Genomic DNA, 25069 nt, shown 5'->3' with positions numbered 1-25069 from the left:
TTTGCGAGCAGCCTCGCCGGACATCAGGTTCAGAACTGAAGCCGCACGCCGACGACAAAGCTCGTGGTGGTCGGATCCTTGCCATCGGCGCGCGCATAGTCGGCGGTGCGGCCTGTCTTTGCCTCGTAGGAGACGCCCACATAGGGCGCGAACCGGCGGGTGATCTCGTAGCGCAGCCGGAGTCCGAGCTCGGCGTCGGTCAGACCCGATCCCAATCGGATCTGGGGCACGTCCTGCGCTGACAAATTGAATTCGACGCGCGGCTGCAGAACCAGGCGCTGGGTGATCCGCTGGTCGTAATAGCCCTCGAGCCGGCCAAACACCTCGCCCTTGTTGCTGAGATAGGCCGAGCCTCCCACTTCGAACATGTAGGGGGCGAGCCCTTCGAACCCGACGGTCGCATAGGTGCGGTTGGGTCCCGGCCCCAAGTCCTGACGGATGCCCGCCTGAAAATTGAAATAGGGGTCGATCGCGCGGCTGTAGAGAGCCTGGACCTCGGCAGAGTCTACGCCCTCGCGGAAAGCACCTTCGCCTTCCGACTTGATCCATAGCCGGTTGATGTCGCCGCCGACAAAGGCCTGGCCGTCCCAACGATAGCCGTCGCGGCCCTCGCGCACTTGATACTCGGCAAGGTTGAGCACCACCTGATACACGGTCGTGCCACCCTGCTCGCGCATCGAGCGCATGCGCGAGCGTTCCATTTCCGCCGGCGGGAAGAAGCGGTCAGCATAGTGATACATCGGAGGCCTGGGCGCGGGTGCGTCGCCGGCCGGAAGGGCGGTTCCGGTCTGCTCCATGCCAGGCATCGTCATGCCGGACATCGCTCCCATGTCGTGATCCTTGTGATCACCAGGCATGTCCATGCCGGGCATCGCGGCGGTCGCGTCGGGCGTGCTGGCTGGCGACGGTGCTGCCATTCCGGGCATCCTGGGCATGGTCTGCGGTTCAGGCGTGGCTGACGGCATCGTCATGCCCGGCATCGAGCTGTCCATGGCCGGCGCGGGCGCCGCGGGCGTAGCGCGTGGCGTCGGCTTGCGTCGCGCGGCTGGTTTTCTCGGCGCGGGCCTCCTGGCAGCCGGCTTGCGTGCGGCCGGCGCCTTCGCGGCAGGCTTCCTCTGCGCGGGCATCGTCATGCCGGGCATTTCCATCCCCGGCATCGTCTGCGCGACGGCGGGAGACCCTAGCGCAAGGGCTGTGGTTGCCGCGAGCGCGGCGAGCAGCCGGGTCATGCCGCCTCTCCCTTCGGACGAACGCTCACAACGCGCATCATCCCGGCTTCCATGTGGTAGAGAAGGTGGCAGTGGAACGCCCAGTCGCCGACCGCGTCGGCGGTGAAGTCCCAGGTCACCTTGCCGCCGGGCTGGACGAGCACGGTATGCTTGCGCGGGCCGTGGTCGCCATGGCCCGTGACCAGCTCGAAGAAATGGCCATGGATGTGGATCGGGTGGCTCATCATCGTGTCGTTGATGAGGTTGATCCGTACGCGCTCGCCTTCGATGAACGGGATCGGCTCATGCACGTCCGACATCTTCTCGCCGTCGAACGACCACATAAAACGGTCCATGTTGCCGGTCAGATGGATATCGAGGCTGCGGCTTGGCGCACGCACGTCGGGATTGCGGTCGAGCGCCACCAGATCCTTGTAGACGAGCACCTTGTGGCCGGCGTCCTCGAGCCCCTGGCCGGGCTCGCCGGTGCGGTCCATCGGCATCGGCGCGATCGTCTGGACGCCCGGGCCCCGCTTCACCTGCGGCGCATTCGAGAAATCGCGCATCTTCATCGAGCCCATGTCCATCGAGCCCATGTCCATCGAGCCCATGTCCATGCCCGGCATGGCGCCTTCCTCGCCCGACATTCCAGGCATGTTGCCGTGATCCATTCCGGCCATGTCGCCGGAGGCCATCCCGGGCATCGCGCTCGAGCCCTGTGGAATCGCACCGCCCGGGGTCGCCAGTCTGGCCGAACGGTTCTGCTCGGCGGAAGGATCGACGCCGCGCTGGGGCGCCATCCCGCCCGACATGTCCATGCCCTCCATTCCAGGCATGTTCGACATGTCCATCCCCATGTCCTTCATGCTTGCAATCGGGCGCTTCCTGAGCGGCGGCACTTCGCCTGCCATGCCGGGACGCGGCGCCAGCGTCGCCCGCGCCATCCCCGACCGGTCGATTGCCTCGGCGACGATCGTGTACGCCTTGTCTTCCGACGGCGTGACGATCGCGTCATAGGTCTCGGCGACGCCGATCTGGAACTCCTCGACCTCGACCGGGTGGACATTCTGGCCGTCCGACTGGACGATCGACAGGGTAAGCCCGGGAATGCGCACGTTGAAGTTGGTCATCGCCGACGCGTTGATGATCCGCAGCCGCACGCGCTCGCCGGGCTTGAACAGAGCGGTCCAATTGTCCTGCGGGCCGAAGCCGTTGACGATGTAAGTGTAGGTGCTGCCGCTCACGTCGAGGACGTCGGTCGGGTCCATGCGCATGCGTCCCCAGTCCATTCGGTCCTTGAGCGGCTGATCGCGCTTGGCGAGCAGGCCGGAGAGCGTCTGGCGCTGGAAGTTGAAATGGCCCGGATCGACCTTGATGCGGCGGAAGATCTCGCTTGGCGACAGGGGGCTATGGTCGGCCAGCACGATCACATGCTCGCGGTCGGACTGGACGGGATCGGGCCCGGCCGGGTCGATCACGATCGGCCCATAATGACCGAGTTGCTCCTGAAGTCCCGAATGGCTGTGATACCAATAGGTCCCGCTCTGCCGGATCGGGAACTCGTACAGGAAACTCGATCGGGGCTTTATGCCAGGGAACGACACGCCGGGTACGCCGTCGAATTGCGCGGGCACCAGCAAGCCGTGCCAGTGGATAGAGCTGTCCTCGTCGAGGTCGTTGACGACATTGAGGCGGACCTTCTGGCCCTCCCGCAGCCGGAGCAGTGGTGCAGGAACGGTGCCGTTAACGCCGATCGCACGCATCTTTCGGCCGTCGATGGTCATCGTCTGGCGCGCGATCCGAAGCGTGATGTCCTCGCCCGACAGCGTCGGGAGTGGGCGCACGATCCCTGCCGAGTTGGTCTGCGCCCAGGCGGGCATCCATGCAGCGAGGGCAAGGCCGCCTCCGGCGAGCGTGGCGCCACGCAGCAATTGGCGGCGGTCGATGGTGTCGGTCATGCTGTTCCCTGGATTCCGTCTCAAGCTGGACGTCTGAAAGGGCATACGCAGAGCGCGCGCGTGCCCCTCACATTCGGTGAAAACAAAATGGGGTTTGACACTGTGGCAGGGTCAAGGGTTGGGAGTTCAGTCCCTGCCCAGCCGCTCGGCGAGCTTTGCTCGAGCTCGGCGAATGCGGGTCTCGACCGCCTTTTCGCTGATCGACAATATGGCCGCGGTCTCAGCCTGAGTCAGATCCTGGAGCGTGTGCAGCACAAGCGGCTCGCGCAAGGCCGCTGGCAGATCGGCGATTGCGCGCGAGACCCGCGCCATTTCCTCTCGGTCCGCGACCTCGTCGTCGGGAAGCACCCGGTCTTCGGCAACCTGGGTGCTGGCATCGTCGAGCGGTAGCGCGAAGGCGAACAGCCGCCTCACCGCACGCCTTCGGCGCCAGTCGCGGCATTTGTTGAGTGCGATAGTCGCGAGCCAGCGGCGCATGGGTCGATCGGCTGCGTAGCGGCCCAATGCGCGATGGGCCGACACGAAGGTCTCCTGAACGAGGTCAAGCGCTTCGTCGGCGTTGCCGATATTGCCGGCGATGATGCGGTAGATTGGTTCGCGGTGTCGCCGCATGATTTCGGCGAAGGCCGTATCGCGTCCCGCTATGCTCAGCGCGGCCAGCTCGCCGTCGCTCAGGCTGTTGAGGTCGAGGCTCACCGCGCGTCGATGGTCAGCGCCTTCACCACCGCCTGATCGAATTTCTGCGCCTGATCAGGCCTCAGGATCTGCCGCATCGCGAAGATGTGCGCGAGCGTCTCCTTCTGAAGCTCACCCATGGCGGCATGCGAGGCATCGACCGCTGCGGTGACCTGCGGCCCGTTGCCATGCTCGGCCTGGATCGCCCCCGCCAGCCGCGCATTGGCGGCTCGCAGCTCGAGCTCGAGCGCCCTGCGGCGGATCGCGAATTGCTGCTCGAGCGCATCGAGGCGGGCTTCCTGGCTGGCATCCAGCTGCAGCTGATGGTGGAGCACTTCGTGCAGTTCGGTGCCCTGCGTCTGCGAGGCAGGAATCAACGCATGCCCTACAAACACCCCGGCAATGCCAGCGAGAAACGCAACGAGTGCGATGACGATCGTCCAGCGAAACGGAGTCACCGGCTTGCCGTCAACAGCGTGGATGGGGCGAGCGGACTCGATGGCCCGAAGGGCGACAATGTGTTGGGCGTCGCGGATGCCTGGGGACTTCCGGTGGCGATTCCCAGCATCAGCGCGGCGACCGCGGCGGTCGCACCGATACCGAGGCCTTGGAACGACATGGTCTCGGCGCGGTCATGCAGGCGCCCGAGAACCGTTCCCTCGATCATATCGAGTCCAGGGTGCGCCGGTGCGGCGGAAAGCCGCCGGAGGGCCGCGTCCAAATCCTGTACCATAGTCATTGCTCCGCTCGCCCCTTTGTCACTCTTACGCGAGCGATCGCGCAAGCCCTCAAAAAAACGCTCGGGCTTCGGGATCGGAAAAATATTGCGGCGTTGTTGAGGGCTGCTTTCGGGACGCGCGTATTCCCCGATGCCGGCGCCTTGCCGGCTCTCGGAGAATACCACATGCGTTTCGCACCGATCGTCGCCGCCGCGCTGCTTCTCGTGCCGGTAGCCGCCTACGCCCACCCCAAGCTCGTATCCGCCACCCCCGCGCCCAACAGCGTCGCCGCGCCGACCGCGCAGATCAAGCTGGTCTTTTCGGAAGCGCTCGTCGCCCAATTCTCGGGCGCGGATCTCGTCATGACCGAAATGCCGGGCATGAAGATGAACGCGCCGATGAAGATGCCGGCCAAGGCGACCCTCGGTGCAGACGGCAAGACCCTGGTGGTCACGCTGCCCAGAGCGCTGCCGACCGGTAGCTACAAGCTCAGCTACCATGTCGTGTCGACCGACACGCACCGCGTCGAGGGCAATTACAGCTTCAAGGTCAAATAATGTCCGACATGGGTGCGGTCGCAATCAGATTGGGGCTCTACCTTGATCTGATGGCGTTGTTCGGCATCGCCGCGTTCGCGCTTTACGCGCTACGCGGCGAAGAACGGCGCTTCGACGGTCCGATCGCGCTCGGCCCATGGCTGTGGGGCAGCGCCGCGCTGGGCGCGGCGCTGTCGCTCGGCGGCCTCGCCATGCTGGCCGCCAGCATGGCGGGCGTGCCGCTGGCCTCGGTCGACCTCGCCTCCATCGAGATGATCGTCGGCGGCACGAGCGTCGGCACTGCCTGGCTGTTCCGGATGGCCGCGCTCCTCATCGCACTGGTTGTGGCGTTCGCGCTTCGGCGATGGCCGGTGGCAGCTCTGTCGCTGGTCACCCTGGCCGCCGCGGTAGCGCTGGCGAGCCTTGCCTGGGGTGGGCACGGCGCGATGGACGACGGCGCTGTCGGGTGGCTTCACCTGAGCGCCGACATTGCCCATCTCTGGGCGGCTGGCATCTGGGTCGGCGCGCTGCTCGCGCTGTTGTTGCTCGTGTTCCGGCGGCGCGAGCTGGTCGACCGCGACCATCTCATCCTGTCGCACCGCGCGCTCGACGGCTTCTCGCTGGTCGGGACGATCACGGTCGGCTCGATCATCGTATCGGGCCTCATCAACAGCTGGCTGCTTGTCGGACTTTCGAACATCCTCAAGCTGCCTGAGAGCCTGTATGGGCAGCTGCTGATCGCCAAGCTGGCGCTGTTCGGAGCGATGGCCGCGCTTGCCACGGCGAACCGGTTTCGGCTGGTGCCCGCTTTCGAGCGCTCGCTCGCTACCGACGATCATGTAGGGGCGCTCAGCGCGCTGCGCCGCAGCCTGACGATCGAGACCGGCTGTGCGATCGCGGTGCTGGCACTGGTCGCCTGGCTGGGCACGCTCGAGCCCTCGGCCTCTGCAATGTAGCCGTCCGTGCAACAGGGGAATGACCATGACGCAGCCTGATCGCGGCACAGACGAAGATCCGCGGGCCTTTACGCCGCCGCTCGGCACCGGCGACACCACAGACTATGACCGCGCGATCCGGGCCTGGACTCGCGAGCTGCGTTGGCGCGGCGCGATGCTGGACCTGCTCGCGCCCCGTCCTGGCGAAACGATCACGGATGTCGGTTGCGGGACCGGCAGCTTCGCGATCCTGCTCAAGCAGCATTATCCCCAGGCCAATGTGATCGGCATCGATCCCGACGCCCAAGCGCTGGACATCGCGCGCGACAAGGCCATGCGCGCTGCGGTCGCGATCGACTGGCGGCAGGGTTTCGCCGACGCGCTTCCCGCGGGCAGCGCGGATGCGGTGACATCGAGCCTGGTGTTCCACCAGGTCCCGATTGCCGGCAAGCGGAGCGGAATGGCGGCGATGTACCGGGCGCTCAAGCCCGGCGGCCGGCTCGTGTTTTGCGACTATTGCCGCCAGGCTGGGTTGATGCGGCTGCTGTTCCGGTTGACGGTCCAGCGGCTCGACGGCGTCGAGGATACGCAGCCCAATGCCGACGGCATTCTTCCCGGCCTGATCGCCGAAGCCGGTTTTGCCGGCGTGACCGAACGTGAGCGCATCCACACGCTGACCGGCACCATCGCGATCTTTACCGCGCACAAGAGCTGAGCGGCGCGGCCGCATAGGGGACGAATAGGGTCTTGACCTTGACATGATGTCAAACCCCACATCGGGCGCATCGGAGGATTGTCAGATGAACCATGCCGACCACCATGCGCAGTCCGGCAGCGGCTGCTGCGCCGGGCACACCAAGGGCGAAACCCTGGTGAAGGACCCGGTTTGCGGCATGACCGTGGACCCCGCGACCACGCAGCATCACGCGACGCACCAGGGCCATGACTATCATTTCTGCAGCGCGGGCTGCCGGACCAAGTTCGTCGCCGATCCGGAACGCTATCTGGGCGCGGCAGCGGCCGAGTCGGTTGCGCCAGGAACGATCTGGACCTGTCCCATGCACCCGGAGATCCGCCAGGATCATCCGGGCGCCTGCCCGATCTGCGGGATGGCGCTTGAACCCGAGATCGCTACCGCGGATGCAGGGCCAAGCGCCGAACTCGTCGACATGACTCGCCGTTTCTGGATCAGCCTGGCGCTCGCGATCCCGGTGCTGTTCCTCGAAATGGGCGGGCATCTGTTTCCGGCGCTTCATCATCTCATCTCCGAGCGCGCATCGACCTGGATCCAGCTGGCACTGGCGACACCCGTGGTGTTGTGGGGCGGCTGGCCGTTCTTCGAGCGCGGCTGGATCTCGCTCAAGACCCGCCACCTCAACATGTTCACATTGATCGCGATGGGGACGGGCGTTGCCTGGGCCTATAGCGTGGTGGCGACGCTCGCGCCGGGCATCTTCCCGGCGGCCTTCCGCGACGGTGGGACGGTCGCGGTCTATTTCGAGGCTGCGGCGGTCATCACCGTGCTGGTGCTGCTCGGACAGGTGCTGGAATTGCGGGCGCGCGAGCGCACCTCGGGTGCGATCAAGGCGCTGCTCAACCTCGCTCCCAAGACCGCGCGCCGCATCGCGGCCGATGGACAGGAGGAGGAAGTCCCGCTGGAAGATGTCGCGATCGGCGACCGGTTGCGCGTCCGCCCGGGCGAAAAGGTGCCGGTCGATGGAAGCATCGAGGAAGGCCGCTCGGCGATCGACGAATCGATGGTGACCGGCGAGTCCATGCCCGTCGCCAAGACGTCCGGCGCCAGCGTCATCGGCGGCACGCTCAACCAGAGCGGAGCGCTCGTCATCAAGGCCGAACGGATCGGTCGCGATACGATGCTGGCGCGGATCGTCCAGATGGTGGCCGAGGCGCAGCGATCGCGCGCACCGATCCAGCGGCTCGCCGACCAGGTCGCTGGCTGGTTCGTTCCGGCCGTGCTGGCGGTCGCGGTGCTCGCTTTCATCGCCTGGGGTGTATGGGGTCCGGAGCCGCGCCTGGCGCACGGTCTGATCGCGGCGGTGGCGGTGCTGATCATCGCCTGCCCCTGCGCATTGGGGCTGGCAACGCCGATGTCGATCATGGTCGGCGTCGGGCGCGGCGCCGGGCTTGGCGTGCTGATCAAGAACGCCGAGGCGCTGGAGCGGCTGGAAAAGGTCCAGACGCTGATCGTCGACAAGACGGGCACGCTCACGGAGGGCAAGCCCAGCGTGACCCGGATCGTTGCCGGCGAAGGGTTGGACGAAGCCGAGGTGCTGCGCCTCGCCGCTGCGGTCGAGCGCGCATCCGAACATCCCCTCGCGCTGGCGGTCGTGATGGCCGCGACGCAGAGGCGCATCGAGATTCCCGCGGTCTCCGACTTTGATGCGCCGACCGGCAAGGGCGCCACGGGCACGGTCGATGGCCGGAAGGTAATATTGGGCAATGCGCGTATCATGCGCGAAAGCGGCATCGATCTTGCCGCGATGGAAGCAACGGCCGACGAATTGCGCCGCGACGGCGCGACCGCGATCTTCATGGGGCTGGACGGCCGGATCGCCGGCGTGCTCGCGATCGCCGACCCGATCAAGGCGAGCACACCCGAAGCGCTCGCGGGGCTGCGTGCCGCCGGCATCAAGGTGGTCATGCTCACCGGCGACAATCGCACGACCGCGGAGGCCGTGGCGCGCAAGCTCGGTATCGACGCGGTAGAGGCCGAAGTGCTGCCCGACCAGAAAAGCGCGGTCGTCGCGCGATTGAAAGCCGAGGGTCAGGTGGTCGCGATGGCGGGGGACGGCGTCAATGACGCGCCGGCACTTGCCGCCGCCGATGTCGGCATCGCCATGGGCTCGGGCACCGACGTCGCGATCGAGAGCGCCGGGGTGACGCTCTTGAAGGGCGACCTCACCGGGATCGTGCGGGCAAGGGCGCTGAGCGAGGCGACCATGTCGAACATCCGCCAGAACCTGTTCTTCGCCTTCATCTACAATGCGGCGGGGGTACCGATCGCGGCGGGTGTGCTCTATCCCTTCTTCGGCATCCTCTTGTCGCCGATCATCGCGGCGGCGGCGATGGCGCTGTCGTCGGTGAGCGTCGTCGGCAACGCGCTCCGGCTGAACCGGGTGGAACTATGAACATCGGCCAGGCCTCGGAGGCGAGCGGCGTCTCGCAGCGGATGATCCGCCATTATGAGAAGATCGGACTGATCCCCGAGGCGCCGCGCCGTGACAGCGGTTATCGCGACTATTCGCCGGCTGACCTCAACCGCCTGCGCTTCATCGCCAACGCCCGCGACCTGGGATTTCCGATCGAGGAAATCCGAATGCTGCTCGATCTATGGAACGACCGCAGCCGGGCGAGCGCCGAGGTCAAGGCGCTGGCGATGGCGCGCGCCGGGGAATTGCAGCGCAAAAGCGTGGCGCTGGAGGCGATGCGGCGGACACTGATCGATCTTGCCGAGCGCTGTCATGGCGACACCCGTCCCGACTGCCCGATCATCGAACGGCTGGCGCAATGAAGCGCGCCGGTACCCGTCACGTTCGCCGCGACGAATTGACTCCCGTCGCGCCACGGAGCATTTCGAAACCGTGCTGAAGCTGCTGCGCCATCTTTTGTGCCTGGGCATCTTGTTCGGCCTCGCCGGAAACGGGGTGGCGGTTGCCGCGCCATGCCTGCTGATGAAGCAGGACCAGGTCGCCGCGAGTTCGGCGATGCCCGATTGCAAGATGGCTAGCGCCTGCACTGATTGCGCCGCCAAACCAGACAAGAGCGACACAAAGGGCAACGGGGGGTCCAAGACCTCCAGGGGCTCCGGCTGCATGCTGATGGCTGGCTGCGCTGCGGTGCTCGGTGTAAAGGCGCCGCACGCGCCCTCCACGGCACAATTGACCCCGGTCGCGGAAGCCTTCTGGCCGGCATCAACGATCCTTGCTGGCCGCGATACGGGGCCCGAACCGGAACCGCCCACCTTCCTTGCCTGACCCTCGCGCGCGGGTGTGCGCTTCCTGAAGCCGTGAATGGCTGACGGGGCGCCTGAACGACCCGCGCAGAACGACGTTCAGACCAAGGACAATATCATGAAGACGATCAATATCTCGGTCGCGGCGATCGCCGCCGTGCTTTCCACTTTCGCCGTCGCATTGCCCGCCTTCGCGCAGGATGCGTCGGCAACCAATGCCCGGGGCCATTATGAATGGCGCCCGGTCCCGCAATACGGACCGCGCGCGACAGGCCCCACACGCGTCCGCGTGTGGGTGCCCGAGGCCCGGGAAATGGTCAGCTGCGACTGCGCGATGATGCACGCGAGCCCCGCCGACTGCATGAAAGCTGCGGTCAAGCCGAACAACGGCTGACGCGCGCGTCGGCGACTCGCCGGAGCGAGACCGTCCGGGCTGCGGTCCGGTCGGTCCGTTCCGGGGGGCGGCGTGGCTTTCACCAGACGCGCCGCCCCTTCTACATGAGGGGAAATCTCCATGATCATCATGCCAAGGCGCGCCCGACAGCGCCTGTTTCTGGCGATCGGCGCCGCTGCGCTGATGATAGAGTCGGTGGCGCCGGCCTGGGCCGATCCGCTGACCTACGACCAGGCGCTGGCCAGGGCGGCCGCCAATGCGCCGAGCCTGAAGGCGCGGGCAGCGACCACCGCCGGCGCGCGGTCGTCCGCGATCGCCGCCGATCGCCTTCCCGATCCGACGCTAGACCTGGGCTTCCAGAATTTCCCGGTGACGGGTCCCAATGCGGGCAGCTTCACGCGGGACGACTTCACCACCGCGACGATCGGGTTTAGCCAGATGTTTCCGAACCTGGCCAAGCGGCATGCTCGCGCAGCACGGGCGACGGCGGACATCGGCGTCGCCGAGGCTGACGAACTGGTCGAGGGGCGCAACGTCAGGCTTGAGACTGCGCTCGCCTGGATCGATCTCTATTATGGCGAGCGACGGCTCAGGCAGCTCGATCTGCTCGACGCCAGCCTCGACGATCTGCAGAAGACCGTGACCGCGCGGCTCGCCTCCGGCAGTGCGCGACCATCGCAGGCGCTGGAGCCCGAGCAGCTGCGTGCCGCGATCGCCGACCGCCGGGCCGAAATGGTCGCCGTGGTGGCGCAGGCCCGAGCGCGGCTCGCCCGCTATACCGGCGACCCGGATCCGCAGGTCTCGGGAGACCCGCCGGTGCTCGATGTCAACCCGGTGCGCCTCCGGGCCGGCATCGACGCGCTTCCGGCACTCCGCGCGCAGGATGCGCGGATCGCCGTCGCCGACGCCGATGTGCGGCTGGCGCGCGCTGATAAGCGGCCGGACTGGAAGGTCGGCGTGTCCTATGGCCGGCGCGACCCCCGATATGGCGACATGGCCTCGGTCGGCGTGTCGATCGACTTGCCGCTGTTCGCCGGGCGCCGGCAAAACCCCCGGATCGATGCGAGCGAAAGCACCGCCCGGGGAAGCCGGTTCGATCGCGAGGCGCTCCGTAACGAACTGCTGGCCGCGCTCGAGGCGGATCTCGCCGACTACACCCTGTATCGTGCGCGACTGCGCAACGCACGCGAAGTGCTCGTCCCGCTTGCCAGGCGCCGAGCCGAGCTCGACCGCGACAGCTACGCGGCGGGCAAGCTCGATCTTGGGAGTGCACTGCTCTCCACGCTTGCGCTCGCCGAAGCCGAGGTCGAGGCCCTCAATCGCGAGGCTGATGTCGCGCGCGCCGCGATCCGCATCAACATCATTTACGGGGAGGAGCGGTCATGACGCTCAAATCGGGCGCAGTGCGCTGGACGGTATCGATCCTTGCCGTGGCGCTGGCCGCCGGCGGCGCGGGCTATTGGGTGGGACATCGCCAATCGCCTCAGCCTCAAGCGGCTGCGCCCGCCGGGGCTGGCAAGATCCTCTATTATTACGACCCGATGTTCCCCAACCAGAAGTTCGACAAGCCCGGCAAATCGCCGTTCATGGACATGCAGCTGGTGCCCAAATACGCCGATGGCGTGGGCGCCAGCGCGGCCCCCGCGGTGACGGTCGATCCTGCCGCGCGCCAAAGCCTCGGGCTGCGCGTGGTCGAGGCGAAGATGGGCAATCTCGCTGCGACGCTCGACGTGACTGGCACGATCGACTTCAACCAGCGCGACGTCGCGATTATCCAGGCGCGATCGGGCGGGTTCGTGCAGCGCGTCTATGCGCGCGCGCCCGGCGACATTGTCCGTGCCGGTGCCCCGATCGCGGACCTGCTGCTGCCCGATTGGGGCGGTGCACAGACCGAGTTCCTCAGCGTCAGGCGCCTGGGCAAGCCGGATCTTACGGCGGCGTCGCGCCAGCGGCTCAGGCTGCTCGGCATGCCTGAGAGCCTGATAGCGAGCGTCGAACGAACCGGGCGACCCAATGGCGTGGTGACGATCACCACGCCGATCTCAGGCGTTATACAGACGCTGGATGCCCGTGCCGGCGTCACGCTCGGCATGGGGCAGACGCTGGCGCAGGTGAACGGGCTCGGCACGGTCTGGCTCAACGCCGCCGTTCCCGAGGCACGCGCCGGCGATGTCCGGACCGGACAAAGCGCCCGCGCTACGCTGACCAGCTTTCCCGGCGAGACGTTCGCAGGCCGGGTGATCGCGATCCTGCCGACCGCGCAGGCCGACAGCCGGACACTCACCGTCAGGATAGAGCTGCCCAATCGCGGCGGCCGGCTGCGGCCCGGCATGTTCGCGAGCGTGGCGCTGGGTGGCGACACAACAGCGGTCCTCCTTGTCCCGAGCGAGGCGGTGATCCGCACCGGCACGCGCACCTTGGTGATGCTCGCCGTCGGTGACGGTCGCTACCATCCCGCCGAGGTTCGGATCGGCCGGGACGCGGCCGGGCAGACCGAAATCCTGGCCGGACTATCCCCAGGCGAAAAGGTCGTCGCCTCGGGCCAGTTCCTGCTCGACTCAGAAGCGAGCCTCACCGGCATCGCGGTGCGACCGATCGGCGGTGGCCAATGATCGCGACGGTAATCCGCGCCTCGATCAAGGCGCGCATCTTCGTGATTCTCGCCGCACTGGTGCTGGTCGCGCTAGGCATAGGCGCTGTGCGCACCACCCCTGTGGATGCGCTTCCCGACCTGTCCGACGTCCAGGTCATCATCCGCACCTCCTATCCGGGCCAGGCGCCGCAGATCGTCGAGAACCAGGTTACCTACCCGCTCGCCACGACGATGCTTTCGGTGCCGGGCGCCCGCGTGGTGCGCGGCTATTCGTTCGTGGGCGACAGCTTCGTCTATGTGCTGTTCGACGACGGCACGGATCTCTACTGGGCGCGCAGCCGCGTTCTTGAATATCTGAGCCAGGTGCAGGGGCGCCTGCCCGCAGGAGCAACTGCATCCATCGGCCCCGACGCGACCGGAGTCGGCTGGATTTATGAATATGCGCTGGTCGACAAGACCGGTGGTCACGACCTTCAGCAGCTGCGCTCCCTGCAGGACTGGTTCCTGCGCTACGAGCTCAAATCGGTACCGGGCGTTGCCGAGGTCGCCAGCATCGGCGGCATGGTCAAGCAATACCAGGCCCTGCTCGATCCCCAGAGAATGGTCTCCTACGGCGTGACCCAGGCAGAGGTGACCGACGCGCTCAAGCGCGCAAACCAGGAGACTGGCGGGTCGGTGGTCGAGATGGCCGAGGCCGAATATGTCGTCCGCGCCACCGGCTACCTATCCTCGCTAGACGATTTCCGCAGCGTGCCGATCCGCACCGCGGCCGGCGGAGTTCCGGTAACCCTGGGCGACGTCGCAAGCGTCCAGGTTGGCCCCGATATGCGCCGCGGCGTCGCCGAGCTGAACGGCGAGGGCGAAGTCGCCGGCGGCGTCATCATCATGCGGCAGGGCAAGAATGCGCGCGAGGTGATCGACGGGGTCAAGGCCAAGCTCGATGAGCTCCGCAAGAGCCTGCCGCCCGGTGTCGAGGTCGTCACCACCTACGATCGCTCCGGACTGATCGACCGCGCGGTGGAAAACCTGACCGGCAAGCTCATGGAAGAGTTTCTCGTCGTCGCGCTCGTCTGCGCGCTGTTCCTCTGGCACGTCCGCTCGGCGCTGGTCGCGATCCTGACCCTGCCGCTCGGCATCCTCGCCGCGTTCGTCGTGATGCGCGTCCAGGGCGTCAATGCCAACATCATGTCGCTGGGCGGGATTGCGATCGCGATCGGGGCGATGGTCGATGCCGCGGTGGTGATGATCGAGAATGCGCACAAGCATCTCGAACGCTGGGCACATGACCACCCGGACGAAACGCTGGCCGGCACGGAGCGCTGGCGGGTGATCACGGCGGCCGCCGCCGAAGTGGGGCCGGCATTGTTCCTGAGCCTCCTCATCATCACTTTCTCGTTCATCCCCATCTTCTCGCTCCAGGGCCAGGAGGGGCGGCTGTTCGCACCGCTCGCCTTCACCAAGACCTACGCGATGGCGGCCGCGGCGATCCTGTCGGTCACTTTGGTGCCCGTGCTGATGGGCTGGCTGATCCGGGGGCGCATTCCGGGCGAGGAAGCCAACCCGGTCAATCGCTGGCTGGCGCGCGCCTACCGCCCCGCACTCGACTGGGTGCTCAAGCGGCCCAGGACAACGCTCGTCATCGCGGGCCTGGTGTTCGCATCGAGCATCGTTCCGATCGCGCGGACCGGCGGCGAGTTCATGCCCGCGATGAACGAGGGTGACCTGCTCTACATGCCTTCGGCCTTGCCGGGCATCTCGACCGCGAAGGCCGGCCAATTGCTCCAGCTGACCGATCGGCTGATCAAGACCGTCCCCGAAGTCGAGAGCGTGTTCGGCAAGGCCGGCCGCGCCGACACCGCGACCGATCCCGCGCCGCTCGAGATGTTCGAGACGACGATCCGCTTCAAGCCGAAGGACCAGTGGCGGCCAGGCATGACGCAGGAAAAATTGATCGAGGAACTCGACGCGCGCGTGAAGGTACCGGGGCTCGCCAATTTCTGGATCCCGCCGATCCGCAACCGTATCGACATGCTTGCGACGGGCATCAAGAGCCCGATCGGGATCAAGGTGTCGGGGTCCGATCTCGGCCAGATCGATCAGGTTGCGCGGCAAATCGAAGCCGTCGCCAAGACGGTGCCGGGAGTGAGCTCTGCACTGGCCGAGCGGCTGACCGGGGGGCGTTACATCGACGTCCGGATCAACCGCGCCGCGGCGGCGCGCTACGGCATGAACGTGGCCGATGTACAGGATGTCGTCTCCGGCGCGATCGGCGGCGCCGCGATCGGCGAGACGGTCGAGGGGCTTGCGCGCTATCCGATCAGCGTGCGCTACCCGCGCGAGTTGCGCGACAGTCCGGAGAAGCTGGCCAACCTGACCATCCTGACGCCAACCAGGCAGCAGATCACACTCGGGACCGTCGCCGACATCCGCATCGTCAGCGGCCCGCCGATGCTGCGCAGCGAGAATGGCCGCCCGGCGACCTGGATCTATATCGATGCACGAGGGCGGGCGATGACGGCGATCGTCGGAGACCTCCAGCGTGCGATCGCGGCCAAGGTCCAATTGCCGCCGGGGGTCAGCATCGCCTTTACCGGTCAGTTCGAGTTCCTCGAGCGTGCCATGGAGCGCCTGAAGATCGTCGTTCCGGCGACGCTCGCGATCATCTTCCTGCTGCTTTATTTGACGTTCCGGCGGCTCGACGAGGCCGTGTTGATCATGGCCACGCTGCCGTTCGCGCTCACCGGCGGCGTGTGGCTGCTCTGGTTGATGGGCTACAATCAGTCGGTCGCGACCGGGGTCGGGTTCATCGCGCTCGCCGGCGTCGCCGCCGAGTTCGGGGTGGTGATGCTGATCTACCTCAAACACGCGCTTGCCGAGCGCGGTGGAGAGCCAACTGCCGGGCAGGTGGAAAGCGCGGTACGCGAGGGCGCGTTGCTGCGCGTGCGCCCCAAGGCGATGACGGTGGCGGTGATCCTCGCCGGGCTGCTGCCGATCCTGCTCGGCACCGGCACCGGCTCGGAAGTGATGAGCCGGATTGCCGCCCCGATGGTGGGCGGGATGCTGTCCGCGCCGCTGCTTTCAATGTTCGTCATTCCCGCCGCCTATCTGCTCATGCGGCGGCGCACCCGACCTGTTCCTCAACCTGAGCAACTCTGAAGGAGAAGAAGATGAAGACCTTGTATCTTGCTGCCGTGCTTGCCGCCGCCTCGCTGTCTGCTTGCGGGCAAAAAGCCGAGACCAACGCCGCGACCGCCGAAACGCCTGCGGCGACCAACGCCGGCACCGACATGGGCAACATGGCGATGCCCGCGGATGCGAAGATGGCGAAGAGCATCGGCACGGTGACCGCGATCGACAAGACGGCGGGCAAGATCACGCTCGACCACCAGGCGATCCCTGAAGTGAACTGGCCGGCAATGACCATGACCTTCAGCGCGAAGCCCGAAATTCTGAGCGGCATTGCTGTCGGCGACAAGGTGGCGTTCGACGTCACGGTCACGGGCAATGCGGGCGAGGTGACCGCGGTGACCAAGCAGTAAATCCGGGCCTTTCCGGACCGGCATGGCGATCGGAGTCGCCATGCCGGGCGCGCGCGCTCAACTGGCAGCGCCGCGCGCCTGATCAATCCGAAATGGTGATCTTTGGTACGCCGTTCGGCTCGACGAATGCTCGTCTTGCCTCGAACTGAAACGATAAGGGGAAGCCGAACCGGGCGATCCGCGCATCGTCTGTCGACGAAGCGATCCCGCAAAGGACTTCCGCCTGGGCTCGCCGTGTCCAGCGCGCTCCTTATCTGGCGCGGCGCAACAGCCGCCGGAAGGTCCTCCTAAGCGTCGCCGTTCTTGCCTCGGTCGCTCGGGCAAAGAGCCAAGCGATCGCAATGGAGGCGGCAAGCGTCAATGCCACGAGCGAAATGGCGGCGACACCCGGCGCCATGCGCTGTCCGCCAATGAGCAGCGCTGCTGCGAAGGCCATCAACGGAAAATGAATGGCGTAAAGCGAGAAGCTGGCGCCTGCACCATAAGCCGCGCATCTTTGGATTCCGGGAACAAGTGGTGGATTGGTAAGCAACAGGGTCAGCAGGACCAGGCTGAACGAAAGCGCGAGCAACGGATCTTCGATGCTGAAGCTGCCCGTTCGGCCCCAGAGCAGTACGGCGCCAAAGGCGAGGCCGGTCGTCGCCAGCGGCAATTTGCCGCGTAGACGCGCGACAAGTGACGAGCGGGTCAGCCGCGCTTCGGTGAAGTAGAGCAACGATCCGCACAGCCAGGACAGGAAGCCGAACGCGAGCGCCGGTGCCTGCACGGCGAGGAGAAGCGCGACCAAGGCGAGCGAGGGCCGCCGGAGGCGCCAGCTCAACAGCAGCGCCGGGAACCAGATATAATACCAGAACTCATAGGCTAGGCTCCAGAGCGGCCCATTCGACCCGTAGGGCCTGACGAAGATCTCTTGTAGAAAGACGAGGTTGCCGAGCAGATTTTCGGGGGCCAGATTTGCCCCGACATCGGTGTTGAGCACGAAGGTGTTCGTCTCACCGAGATGCGTAGGCGATCCGATCAGGTACAGCGCGACGGCGTCGAGCATGCCGCCCAGCGCCAGCGCCGGAACCAGGACGACCATCAACCGGCTCAGCCGATCGACGAGATAGCCGCGCCACGACCAGCCTGAGCGGACACGGCCGGCGACGCTCCTGGTGATCCAGTATCCGCTCAGGACGAAGAACAGGATCACGCTCGCATGCGCGAACCCGGCGGCGAAATAGAGGGTGTTGACGGCCGGGTTGCCGGTGGCGCGATAGTCTTCGACCAAGAGCGCCCAAGCATGCCCAAACGCGACGGCGGCGGCGAGGACGAAACGCAGCGCATCCATGTAAGCATAGGCATTGGTTGGATGGCTGGTGTGCGTTTCGACGCCATCACCCGGGTCCGGGCGAGCTGCGGCGTGCCGCGCAGGCTCGCAGGCAGGCGGAGCGGCAACATCGCTCCGCCATGAAAGAAGGCGTCCTCGCCTTGTAACTCGCTTCGGCCCCCTGTTCCCCATGACGCCGATACGCATCGGGCGACCATGCCCCTCGCGAGACTGCGCAATTTCCAGGTTGCTGAGTGCAGTCGCGCGACGGGCGTCGGGCGCTCAGGCCGGTTTGGGACGCCGCGAGGAATTGTGCATCGACAGGATCTGCCAGCGGCCGTCGCGCTTGCCCAGGACGCTGGTGGCGACGCCCTGCCGCTCGATCGGCTCTCCCTGCTTGGGAGTGATGGTGAAGCGATAGGTTTCGGTGGCGATTGCGACCGGCCCTTCGAAACGGACGGACAGCTTGTAGTCGGAGAAGCGGAACGCCCGGAACTCAGCGAGCTCGGGTCCGAGATGGTGCTGCAGATAGTTGGCGTAGCTGCCCTCGGCGCTGCCGCTCTCGAAAATCTGCGAGTCAGGCGCGAACAGAGTCTCGGTGCCGGTCGCATCGAGCCGCTCGACCGCGCTCTTGTACCGCCCGAGCACGTCCTCGACAGCCCTTGCGTCCGGGGACACCGTGGACTGAGCGAGGAGGCTTCCGGTCCCCGCCGTCAGGAGCAGGGGCAAAAGCAGGATTGCGTAGCGTTTCATCATTCTCTCCCCGAAAAAATCATTGCGGCGCCATCGCGGTGCGGCGGCGCCTCAGTACCGGATACGCACGGATTCCGGGTGGCCCTTGCCGGCCAGGGATTTTTCGGAGCCGCTGGCAGGGTCTCGGACCGTCATTGCTTGCTGCGCGATGGCCGTTGCCGCGCTACCGTGCGGACGCACAACCGAATTATCTAGGGGCGGCGGGGATGAACGTGAGCGTAGCGGATACCGAAGCCGATCTCGTGCGCGAACTGATCCGGCGCTGGCGGGACGATCCGGGCGCCACCTATCGCAGCTGGTTCCTGTGGGACGAGCGGCTCAAGAACTTCCGATCGATCCGCAGGGGCCTGGGGCAGGTCGTGGCGGAGATCCGGGCCGGGACGTTCGGCGTCGCCTATCGCGGGTCATCGCTGGAGACGGTCGTCCATTCGGTCGCCGAGCAGCGGCAGATCTTCAGGGGCGCGGACCATGCCTTTCTGTGGAAGCCAAAGCTGCGCATTCCCGACATCTACGAGAATCCCGACAACCAGCGTGCGTTCGGCCAGCTGCTCGACAATTGCTCGTGCTGCGACACGGCCGAGGAGATCATCGCGCATATCCGGGCAATCGATGCACTCAAGATCAAGGGGCTGGGACCGGCGGTCGCGAACCTGCTCTATTTTCTCCACCCGACGCTGGTGCCGCCGTTCAACACCGCGATCGTCAACGGGTACAATGCGTTGACAGGCGCCAAGGTGAAGCTTGGATCATGGGATCATTTCCTGGCGATGCGCGCCGGCATCCTTGACCTCAACGACCAGTATCGCGACCTGCTCTCGAACGACCTGGGCGCGATCGGCGGACTGTTGTTCGACATCGGTTCGGGGCGCTATCCGGCGCCGCCGCTCGATCTGGCGGGTGGCAAGGACTGGCTGGCGCGGCTCGAAGAGGCGCGTGCCGAGGCGCGCAAGCTCGACAAGCTGGCCTCGCGACAGAACGAGAGCGACCGCACCCACGCGGAAATCCAGGCCTGGCTCCGCGATCTGGGGCTAGCGCTGGGCTATGACGTGTGGATCGCGGCCAATGATCGCGGTCGGCTGCATGGGAACATACCGCTCGGGCAAGGCTGTCTGGAGCATCTGCCCGAGGCGATAGCGGTGAGCCCCGGCGCGGATTCGATCCGGCTGATCGACGTGCTGTGGCTGGGCGCGAACCAGCATGTCGCGGCCGCGTTCGAAGTCGAGCACTCGACCTCCATCTATTCTGGGATCGTGCGCATGCTCGACCTCGCACTGTCGGGCGGCGACCTGCATGCGGCGGCGGGCCTGTTCCTCGTCGCGCCCGACGCGCGCGAAACCGATGTTCGTGCGCAGCTCAGGCGCCCCGCCTTCAGCCGCGTCGCCGACCTCGACTTCGCATATCTGCCCTATGCCGAGCTCGAAAAGCACCGCGACGCGATCGCGCGCTTCGGCTCGGGTCTGAAGGCGATCAAGGCGATTTCCCGTCCGCTTCCGTAAGAACGATAGCCGCAGCATGGCCAAATCCGCTTGTCCATCGACTGGCTCCGTCCCGATGGTGTCCGACGATACCGGAAGTTGAAAACCGCGTTCGCAAAGCGCGCTGAACCGCTGCCGCTCGGAGCAGCGGCACCGGCCATCCGGAATCGCCGAACATGCCGGCAGTCGCGCGGCAAATATTCTTTCGACAACGGGCGCTTGCCAAGCGCGGACTGGTCGCCGAAGATTCCCGGCAATGAGAAAAGATGTCGATCATCTGCCAGCGGTCCAGCAGGGCGAACTGGAGCGCGTCCAGTCCGTGCTGATGGAGGAGTTTGCCGAGGCGATCGCCAAGGCGACCTCGCCCAGCCGCAGGAACGGCAAGATCCTCAAGATCATCCTGTTCGGAAGCTACGCCCGCGACGATTGGGTCGATGAGCCCGAGAACGGCTATCAATCTGATTTCGACCTGCTGGTGGTGGTCAATCACGAGGACCTGACCGATATCGCGCATTATTGGTATGTCGCCGAGGATCGCATCCTGCGCGATGCCGAGATCGCGCGGCCGGTCAACATCATCGTCCATTCGCTCGACGAGGTGAACCAGTCGCTCAAGCGCGGCGAATATTTCTGGGTCGATATCGCCCGCGACGGCATCATTCTCTACGAGCTGCCCTGCCACCCGCTCGCGATGCCCATGCCGCTCACGGCCGCTGACGCTTATGAGATGGCAAATGGCTATTTTCAGGAATGGCTGACCAAAGTTAATGATGCGATCGAGATCTCCGAATTCTGTATCGAGAAGGATAAGCGGAAAGACGCCGCTTTTACCCTCCATCAGGCAGTCGAGCGCGCCTACATCTGCTTCCTGCTGGTGCGCACGCTCTATTTCCCGCGCTCGCACAACATCAAATTCCTGCGCTCGCTCGCGGAGGACAGCGAGTCCCGGCTGATCGACGCATGGCCGCGCGATCGGCGGATCGACCGCCGCCGCTTTGAGCTGCTCAAGCGCGCCTATGTGGAAGCGCGTTATTCGACCGCCTATGAGATCACCGTAGAAGATCTCAACGCCATCCTCGATTGCGTGATGACGCTGCGCGGGATTGTCGAGCCGGTCTCGCAGGACCGGCTTGAGCAGCTTCGCAGTGAGGTCCGGGAAGAGCGATCCGGCGGTTAGCCTTCCTGCGCTTCGGCGATATAGCCGCGATAGGCATAGTTGATCAGGTCGCGCGCCAGCTCGAGAAGACCGCCGGTCGGGAGCCCGTCGAACGGGTCGCCATGCGCGAGCAGGTTGCGCCGTTCGGCCAGGGTAGGATGGATTTCGCCGGTGAGCTGGCCGATCGCCTTTCCACCGCACCTGACCGACATCGGGATCTGGGCATCGGTTAGCCCGTCAACTTCGGCCATGTGCTGGAGCAATGTCGAGAAGCTGCGTTTTCGCTTGGGAATGGCGCCGCCGTACCGGTCCATCAGCGCCAGCTCCAACGCGATCAGCGCCGCCAGCTCGCCGGCCTTGATCAGGTTGAAGTCGATCCAGCCGAACAGATAGAGCCGCTGCGCGCGATCGAACTTGGCGCGCACGATGGCGGGGGTGCGCGGGTCGATGCCCAGCCCGGCGACGAAGTCGCGCCACTGGGCCCCGGTCTCGAATTGCAGGAAGGCGCCGGGATTACCGTCCGCCGGCCAGGGGAGCAGCAGCGGCTCGCGCCGGAATTGCATGACGATGTCGGCCGGGTCCGTCATCAGGGATAGCGCGCCTGAATGAAGGCGCCGATGCCGTCGAGCATCTCGTCGATCCGGGTCAGTGTGTGGCGGATCAGCACATCGCTCATGTAGATGATCCAGGTCTCGCCATTGGTCTGCGAACGGTCGAACCAGTTGCTCGGCCATCCTTGCCGCCCGATCGTCGCTTCGAACTTCGTTCGCTCGGCCGGAGGCCATTCGAAGCCGTGATGGAGCATCTTGTTTCGGTAGCCGAAGATCGCGCCGAGCATCTGCGCATAGTCGGCGGGCATCCGGGGCGCGAGGCCGGTGGTCTCGATCAGCTGCACGATTCCGCGGAGCACATCCTTGCTTTTCTTCCCCTTCGCGCTGAACACAAAATGCGGGTCCCAGAAGTCAGGATCGCTGGCGCGGGTCGCCCGCGTTCCGGCAAGCGCGACCGGCCTCACGGGCGGCTCAATATCCCGAATGCCCCCGAAGATACCGACGAACAGCGATTCGAGGAGCGGCGCGAGCATTCCGATCGCCGACGCCGACTGCGCCGCGTCCTGGAACACGGAGCCGTGCATCTCGTCGACCCAGCTATTTTCGAGGTGCATGCCATATTCGCCCGAGGCCTTGCTCGCGCGCTCGGCCAGATCCTTGATGTCGTCCTGAAGTGCCGCGTCCGCCTGGGCATGCTGGTGCAACTGGCCGCGAATGGCGCGAAGTTGCGCTTCGAGATCGGCGTCCCCGAGGAGCAACACCGCATAGTCGCGGTCGGTCAGGCCGAAGGTGTTGCCGCCCATCTGTTCACTCCCCACCATTGGCCGTATTGCCTAGGCTAGGAGACCGCATGACGATCTGCAGCCAGACGAGCCACTGTATTTTGAGCAGCATCGGCTGTTTCATCTACGACTTCCAGACACTGCTGACCGGCATCGTCGCCATCGGCGTTGCTGTGGTTGCGGGCATTCCTGTCTGGCGGCAGCTGAAGGACAGCAACCTTCAGGCGCGCATTTCCCACCGCGAGACGCTGGCGACATTGCTGCGCGATGCGCTCCAGCGCTACGCCGAGGTCGAGAAAGCAGTGCGCGAGCCGATGGCGTTCGCGGACCGCGTCACCAGCGATCCGATCGGCGAGCCGGTCGAGATCGAAGCCGAGGACGCGCATCATCTCGAAAGCATGCTGCACAGCGTGCTCGACTGGTATCTCGTGACGCTGCGCGACACCGAGCATGCCGATATCGAGGCCGCCAAGACGGCGCTGAAGACGGTGCTCGACCGCTTGGTCGCCACGCTCGGCGAAGCGCATTGGGCCGATCACAACTTTCAGCATGACGAGGATCATGACTTCTCGGACGAGGCCTGGGCGGAGATCGAGGCGCGCTGTGCCGCCGCCAAGGTCGAGGCGACCGAACGCGTCGGCGAGGTGGAGCAGGCGCTCCGCGTGCTGCGGGGCGCCCAGCAGCAATGGGTGCAGTCGCTGCGCTCGCAGATCGCCCGGCTCGACTTGCAGATCGCCGCGCCGCGGTGAGGGGCATGGGCTGCATTTGCCCAGGCGGGCGCTGAGATCCGCCATGCCGGAAGCGCCGCTGCTGATCGATCTGCGCAGCTTCGTGGAGGCCCATGGTGGCGATCCGCGTTACAAGCTGCTCGGCAAGCTGGTGCGCAATGCCCATTCGATGGTGTCGATCCGCTTCGATCTGCATCGCGCGCTCACCACGATGCATCTCCTGTCTGACCAGCAGACGGTGCTTGCCGCGCAACGCGAGCGCGGCGAGCCGGCGACCGAATCCCAGGGCCTTTTATGCTCCTCGCTCTTTGTCACCGCGCTGTTTCTCTACGCCCGCGCGGTTCACAGCCAGGGACGCGACCGCAGCACGCTCGATCTGCGCGGCGGGCTGCCGGTCGAGCTGCGCGCCGAGCATGAGCGGATCCTGGCGCTGCGCGACCAGCATTTCGCGCACTATGTTTCGGGCGGGGCGTGGGAGGATTATCGCGTGGTGCTGGTGCTCGGCGACGACACGATGGGGATCAGCTATCCGAACGAGCGCCGCTTGCTGCGGGCCGAGGATGCGTATGCGCTCCACCGGCTGCTTGAACATGCTCAGGCGCTGACCGAGCGGGCCTATATCAAGGCATCCGACCGGCTGAACGTGGAATTGAACCGGCTGTTCGACGATGATGAATTTGCCGATTCCGTGGGAGGCTGCCGCTTCGAACCCAAGGCGTTTTTCTCATCCGGGGAGGTGCCCGGCTTCATGGACTCGCTCGATGTCCAGAACTGGTCTTTCGATGCCGAGATGAAGACCGATTTCGGCTACCGTTCGCCCGGCGACCCGAGCAAGGACTGAGCCTTCAGGACTTGCATGATGCCGGAAAGGGGAAGGCTTTCCCCTGATGGCGAGCCTGGGTCTCGCCATACCCCTTCTGCGGGGGCTGGCCCCCGCAACGCCCCCGGGGCTGCTCCGGGAAGGGGGAGCGGCGGTCACGCTGTCGCATACCCGCGGCGGTATAGCCCTGAGACGCGGAGCACTCCAAACCTCCGCAGCAGCATCGTGATCGGGATGATGGCGGCGGCGATCGGTGGTCGCTCGCCAGCGACCCGCGACTGTGGGGAAGCGATGCGCGAAAGCGTCCCGCTACCTTGCCATCGTGGAGGAACGGTCGAGGCATCTCTCAGCCCCAGGCGATGACCTGACGGCAAGGATCCGGATGTGCGACCGTCAGTGCATAGCCGATTGCCGCATCGTCAGACGATCGCCGGACCGGGGGCATTGGCGGCGGCTTATGGGCAATGATCCGATACGGTTCAGCGAATCGCGGACAATGTGCTGATCAGTGGGCACCCCATATGCTCCCCTGAGCTACAGGCTCGAACGGTGTCGGCAAGCACTCGCTCCATGCGCCTCAAGTCCGCGATTCGCGCGCGAACCTGGTTCAGATGCGAGGCGGCAATTGTGCGGGCGTTCTCACATGAAATGTCATCGGCGGCGGCAATACCCAGAAGCGCGCGAATCTCGTCGATTGTGAAGCCCAGTTCCCTTGCGCGCCGGACGAAATGCAGCCTCTCGACGTCCACAAGGCCGAAGCTGCGGTACCGCCCCCGACGCGCGGCTTTGGGCAGGAGTCCTATGCGCTCATAATAGCGGATCGTCTCGATATTGCATCGCGTGCGACGCGACAATTCTCCGATCGCAATGGTCTCCGATAGGGTCATTTCCGTCGCTCGATATTGGGGGTTGAGTCTGTAGCCGCTACAGACGGTAGGATGCGATTCCATCGATCACAAGGAGCC

25 protein-coding genes are annotated in these 25069 nt (G+C 65.8%); 15 read left to right on the top strand and 10 right to left on the bottom strand.

Annotated elements, in window-relative coordinates; all coding sequences use genetic code 11:
- Nucleotides 1-29 precede the first annotated feature (29 nt).
- The 5 genes from OM513_RS14620 to OM513_RS14600 all read right to left on the bottom strand — a co-directional run bounded on the left by OM513_RS14620 (nucleotide 30) and on the right by OM513_RS14600 (nucleotide 4745).
- Nucleotides 30-1229 carry a copper resistance protein B gene (locus tag OM513_RS14620; RefSeq protein WP_264945253.1) on the bottom strand — a complete coding sequence of 400 codons (1200 nt, stop codon included), beginning with the start codon at nucleotides 1227-1229 and terminating at the stop codon, nucleotides 30-32.
- Nucleotides 1226-3166 (bottom strand): copper resistance system multicopper oxidase, encoded by a 1941-nt coding sequence (locus OM513_RS14615; RefSeq protein ID WP_264945252.1) that lies wholly within the window; start codon nucleotides 3164-3166, stop codon nucleotides 1226-1228. The genes OM513_RS14620 and OM513_RS14615 overlap by 4 nt, the downstream gene beginning before the upstream one ends.
- A gap of 126 nt (nucleotides 3167-3292) precedes the next feature.
- On the bottom strand, nucleotides 3293-3862 hold the full coding sequence (locus tag OM513_RS14610) for an RNA polymerase sigma factor (protein ID WP_264945251.1): 570 nt from the start codon (nucleotides 3860-3862) through the stop codon (nucleotides 3293-3295).
- Nucleotides 3859-4299 carry a periplasmic heavy metal sensor gene (locus OM513_RS14605; RefSeq protein WP_264945249.1) on the bottom strand — a complete coding sequence of 147 codons (441 nt, stop codon included), beginning with the start codon at nucleotides 4297-4299 and terminating at the stop codon, nucleotides 3859-3861. Before OM513_RS14605 ends, OM513_RS14610 begins: the two co-directional genes overlap by 4 nt.
- Nucleotides 4296-4745 (bottom strand): hypothetical protein, encoded by a 450-nt coding sequence (locus OM513_RS14600; protein ID WP_264945247.1) that lies wholly within the window; start codon nucleotides 4743-4745, stop codon nucleotides 4296-4298. Before OM513_RS14600 ends, OM513_RS14605 begins: the two co-directional genes overlap by 4 nt.
- Here OM513_RS14600 and copC point away from each other — a divergent pair, their 5' ends adjacent.
- The 11 genes from copC (at nucleotide 4746) to OM513_RS14545 (ending at nucleotide 16530) form a co-directional block, all read left to right on the top strand.
- Nucleotides 4746-5117, top strand: coding sequence for a copper homeostasis periplasmic binding protein CopC (gene copC, locus OM513_RS14595; protein WP_264945246.1), 372 nt, complete (start codon nucleotides 4746-4748; stop codon nucleotides 5115-5117).
- Complete coding sequence (gene copD, locus OM513_RS14590) at nucleotides 5117-6052, top strand: copper homeostasis membrane protein CopD (protein WP_264945245.1); 936 nt, start codon at nucleotides 5117-5119, stop codon at nucleotides 6050-6052. The genes copC and copD overlap by 1 nt, the downstream gene beginning before the upstream one ends.
- Before the next feature lie 25 nt (nucleotides 6053-6077).
- Nucleotides 6078-6746, top strand: coding sequence for a class I SAM-dependent methyltransferase (locus OM513_RS14585; protein ID WP_264945244.1), 669 nt, complete (start codon nucleotides 6078-6080; stop codon nucleotides 6744-6746).
- Between the two features lie 85 nt (nucleotides 6747-6831).
- Nucleotides 6832-9180, top strand: a complete 2349-nt coding sequence (locus OM513_RS14580) for a heavy metal translocating P-type ATPase (RefSeq protein WP_264945242.1) — start codon at nucleotides 6832-6834, stop codon at nucleotides 9178-9180.
- Entirely contained in the window at nucleotides 9177-9563 is a 387-nt protein-coding gene (cueR, locus tag OM513_RS14575; protein WP_264945241.1) for a Cu(I)-responsive transcriptional regulator, read from the top strand. The genes OM513_RS14580 and cueR overlap by 4 nt, the downstream gene beginning before the upstream one ends.
- A gap of 70 nt (nucleotides 9564-9633) precedes the next feature.
- A complete protein-coding gene (locus OM513_RS14570; RefSeq protein ID WP_264945239.1) occupies nucleotides 9634-10026 on the top strand; it encodes a hypothetical protein in 393 nt (130 codons plus the stop codon).
- Between the two features lie 96 nt (nucleotides 10027-10122).
- Entirely contained in the window at nucleotides 10123-10398 is a 276-nt protein-coding gene (locus tag OM513_RS14565) for a hypothetical protein (RefSeq protein WP_264945237.1), read from the top strand.
- A gap of 120 nt (nucleotides 10399-10518) precedes the next feature.
- Nucleotides 10519-11784 carry a TolC family protein gene (locus tag OM513_RS14560; protein WP_264945236.1) on the top strand — a complete coding sequence of 422 codons (1266 nt, stop codon included), beginning with the start codon at nucleotides 10519-10521 and terminating at the stop codon, nucleotides 11782-11784.
- Nucleotides 11781-13010: an efflux RND transporter periplasmic adaptor subunit gene (locus OM513_RS14555; RefSeq protein ID WP_264945234.1), complete on the top strand. Its 1230-nt coding sequence runs from the start codon at nucleotides 11781-11783 to the stop codon at nucleotides 13008-13010. The genes OM513_RS14560 and OM513_RS14555 overlap by 4 nt, the downstream gene beginning before the upstream one ends.
- Nucleotides 13007-16147 carry an efflux RND transporter permease subunit gene (locus OM513_RS14550; protein ID WP_264945232.1) on the top strand — a complete coding sequence of 1047 codons (3141 nt, stop codon included), beginning with the start codon at nucleotides 13007-13009 and terminating at the stop codon, nucleotides 16145-16147. Before OM513_RS14555 ends, OM513_RS14550 begins: the two co-directional genes overlap by 4 nt.
- A gap of 11 nt (nucleotides 16148-16158) precedes the next feature.
- Nucleotides 16159-16530 carry a copper-binding protein gene (locus tag OM513_RS14545; protein WP_264945230.1) on the top strand — a complete coding sequence of 124 codons (372 nt, stop codon included), beginning with the start codon at nucleotides 16159-16161 and terminating at the stop codon, nucleotides 16528-16530.
- A 250-nt stretch (nucleotides 16531-16780) separates the two neighbouring features.
- On the opposite strand, the gene OM513_RS14540 is transcribed toward OM513_RS14545, so the two are convergent.
- Together OM513_RS14540 and OM513_RS14535 are read right to left on the bottom strand one after the other, a co-directional pair.
- On the bottom strand, nucleotides 16781-17860 hold the full coding sequence (locus tag OM513_RS14540; protein WP_264945229.1) for an acyltransferase family protein: 1080 nt from the start codon (nucleotides 17858-17860) through the stop codon (nucleotides 16781-16783).
- 261 nt (nucleotides 17861-18121) lie between these two features.
- Complete coding sequence (locus tag OM513_RS14535) at nucleotides 18122-18592, bottom strand: YybH family protein (RefSeq protein WP_264945227.1); 471 nt, start codon at nucleotides 18590-18592, stop codon at nucleotides 18122-18124.
- 206 nt (nucleotides 18593-18798) lie between these two features.
- Between OM513_RS14535 and OM513_RS14530 the strand changes: the two genes are divergently transcribed.
- Together OM513_RS14530 and OM513_RS14525 are read left to right on the top strand one after the other, a co-directional pair.
- A complete protein-coding gene (locus OM513_RS14530) occupies nucleotides 18799-20088 on the top strand; it encodes a type II restriction endonuclease (protein ID WP_264945225.1) in 1290 nt (429 codons plus the stop codon).
- Nucleotides 20089-20323: 235 nt separating this feature from the next.
- Nucleotides 20324-21244, top strand: a complete 921-nt coding sequence (locus OM513_RS14525; protein WP_264945224.1) for a HEPN domain-containing protein — start codon at nucleotides 20324-20326, stop codon at nucleotides 21242-21244.
- On the opposite strand, the gene OM513_RS14520 is transcribed toward OM513_RS14525, so the two are convergent.
- On the bottom strand, nucleotides 21241-21810 hold the full coding sequence (locus tag OM513_RS14520) for a hypothetical protein (protein ID WP_264945222.1): 570 nt from the start codon (nucleotides 21808-21810) through the stop codon (nucleotides 21241-21243). The genes OM513_RS14525 and OM513_RS14520 overlap by 4 nt on opposite strands.
- Nucleotides 21810-22577: a hypothetical protein gene (locus OM513_RS14515; protein ID WP_264945220.1), complete on the bottom strand. Its 768-nt coding sequence runs from the start codon at nucleotides 22575-22577 to the stop codon at nucleotides 21810-21812. The genes OM513_RS14520 and OM513_RS14515 overlap by 1 nt, the downstream gene beginning before the upstream one ends.
- Nucleotides 22578-22624: 47 nt before the next feature.
- Here OM513_RS14515 and OM513_RS14510 point away from each other — a divergent pair, with 47 nt between their 5' ends.
- Nucleotides 22625-23305, top strand: a complete 681-nt coding sequence (locus tag OM513_RS14510) for a type II secretion system protein (protein ID WP_264945219.1) — start codon at nucleotides 22625-22627, stop codon at nucleotides 23303-23305.
- A gap of 43 nt (nucleotides 23306-23348) precedes the next feature.
- On the top strand, nucleotides 23349-24125 hold the full coding sequence (locus OM513_RS14505) for a hypothetical protein (RefSeq protein ID WP_264945218.1): 777 nt from the start codon (nucleotides 23349-23351) through the stop codon (nucleotides 24123-24125).
- A gap of 458 nt (nucleotides 24126-24583) precedes the next feature.
- Here OM513_RS14505 and OM513_RS14500 read toward each other — a convergent pair whose 3' ends face one another.
- Nucleotides 24584-24991: a MerR family transcriptional regulator gene (locus OM513_RS14500; protein ID WP_264945216.1), complete on the bottom strand. Its 408-nt coding sequence runs from the start codon at nucleotides 24989-24991 to the stop codon at nucleotides 24584-24586.
- Nucleotides 24992-25069: the final 78 nt, after the last annotated feature.

This window comes from Sphingomonas canadensis, from assembly GCF_026013525.1.
Lineage (GTDB): Bacteria > Pseudomonadota > Alphaproteobacteria > Sphingomonadales > Sphingomonadaceae > Sphingomonas > Sphingomonas canadensis.
This window is presented reverse-complemented; position numbering and strand designations above follow the sequence as displayed.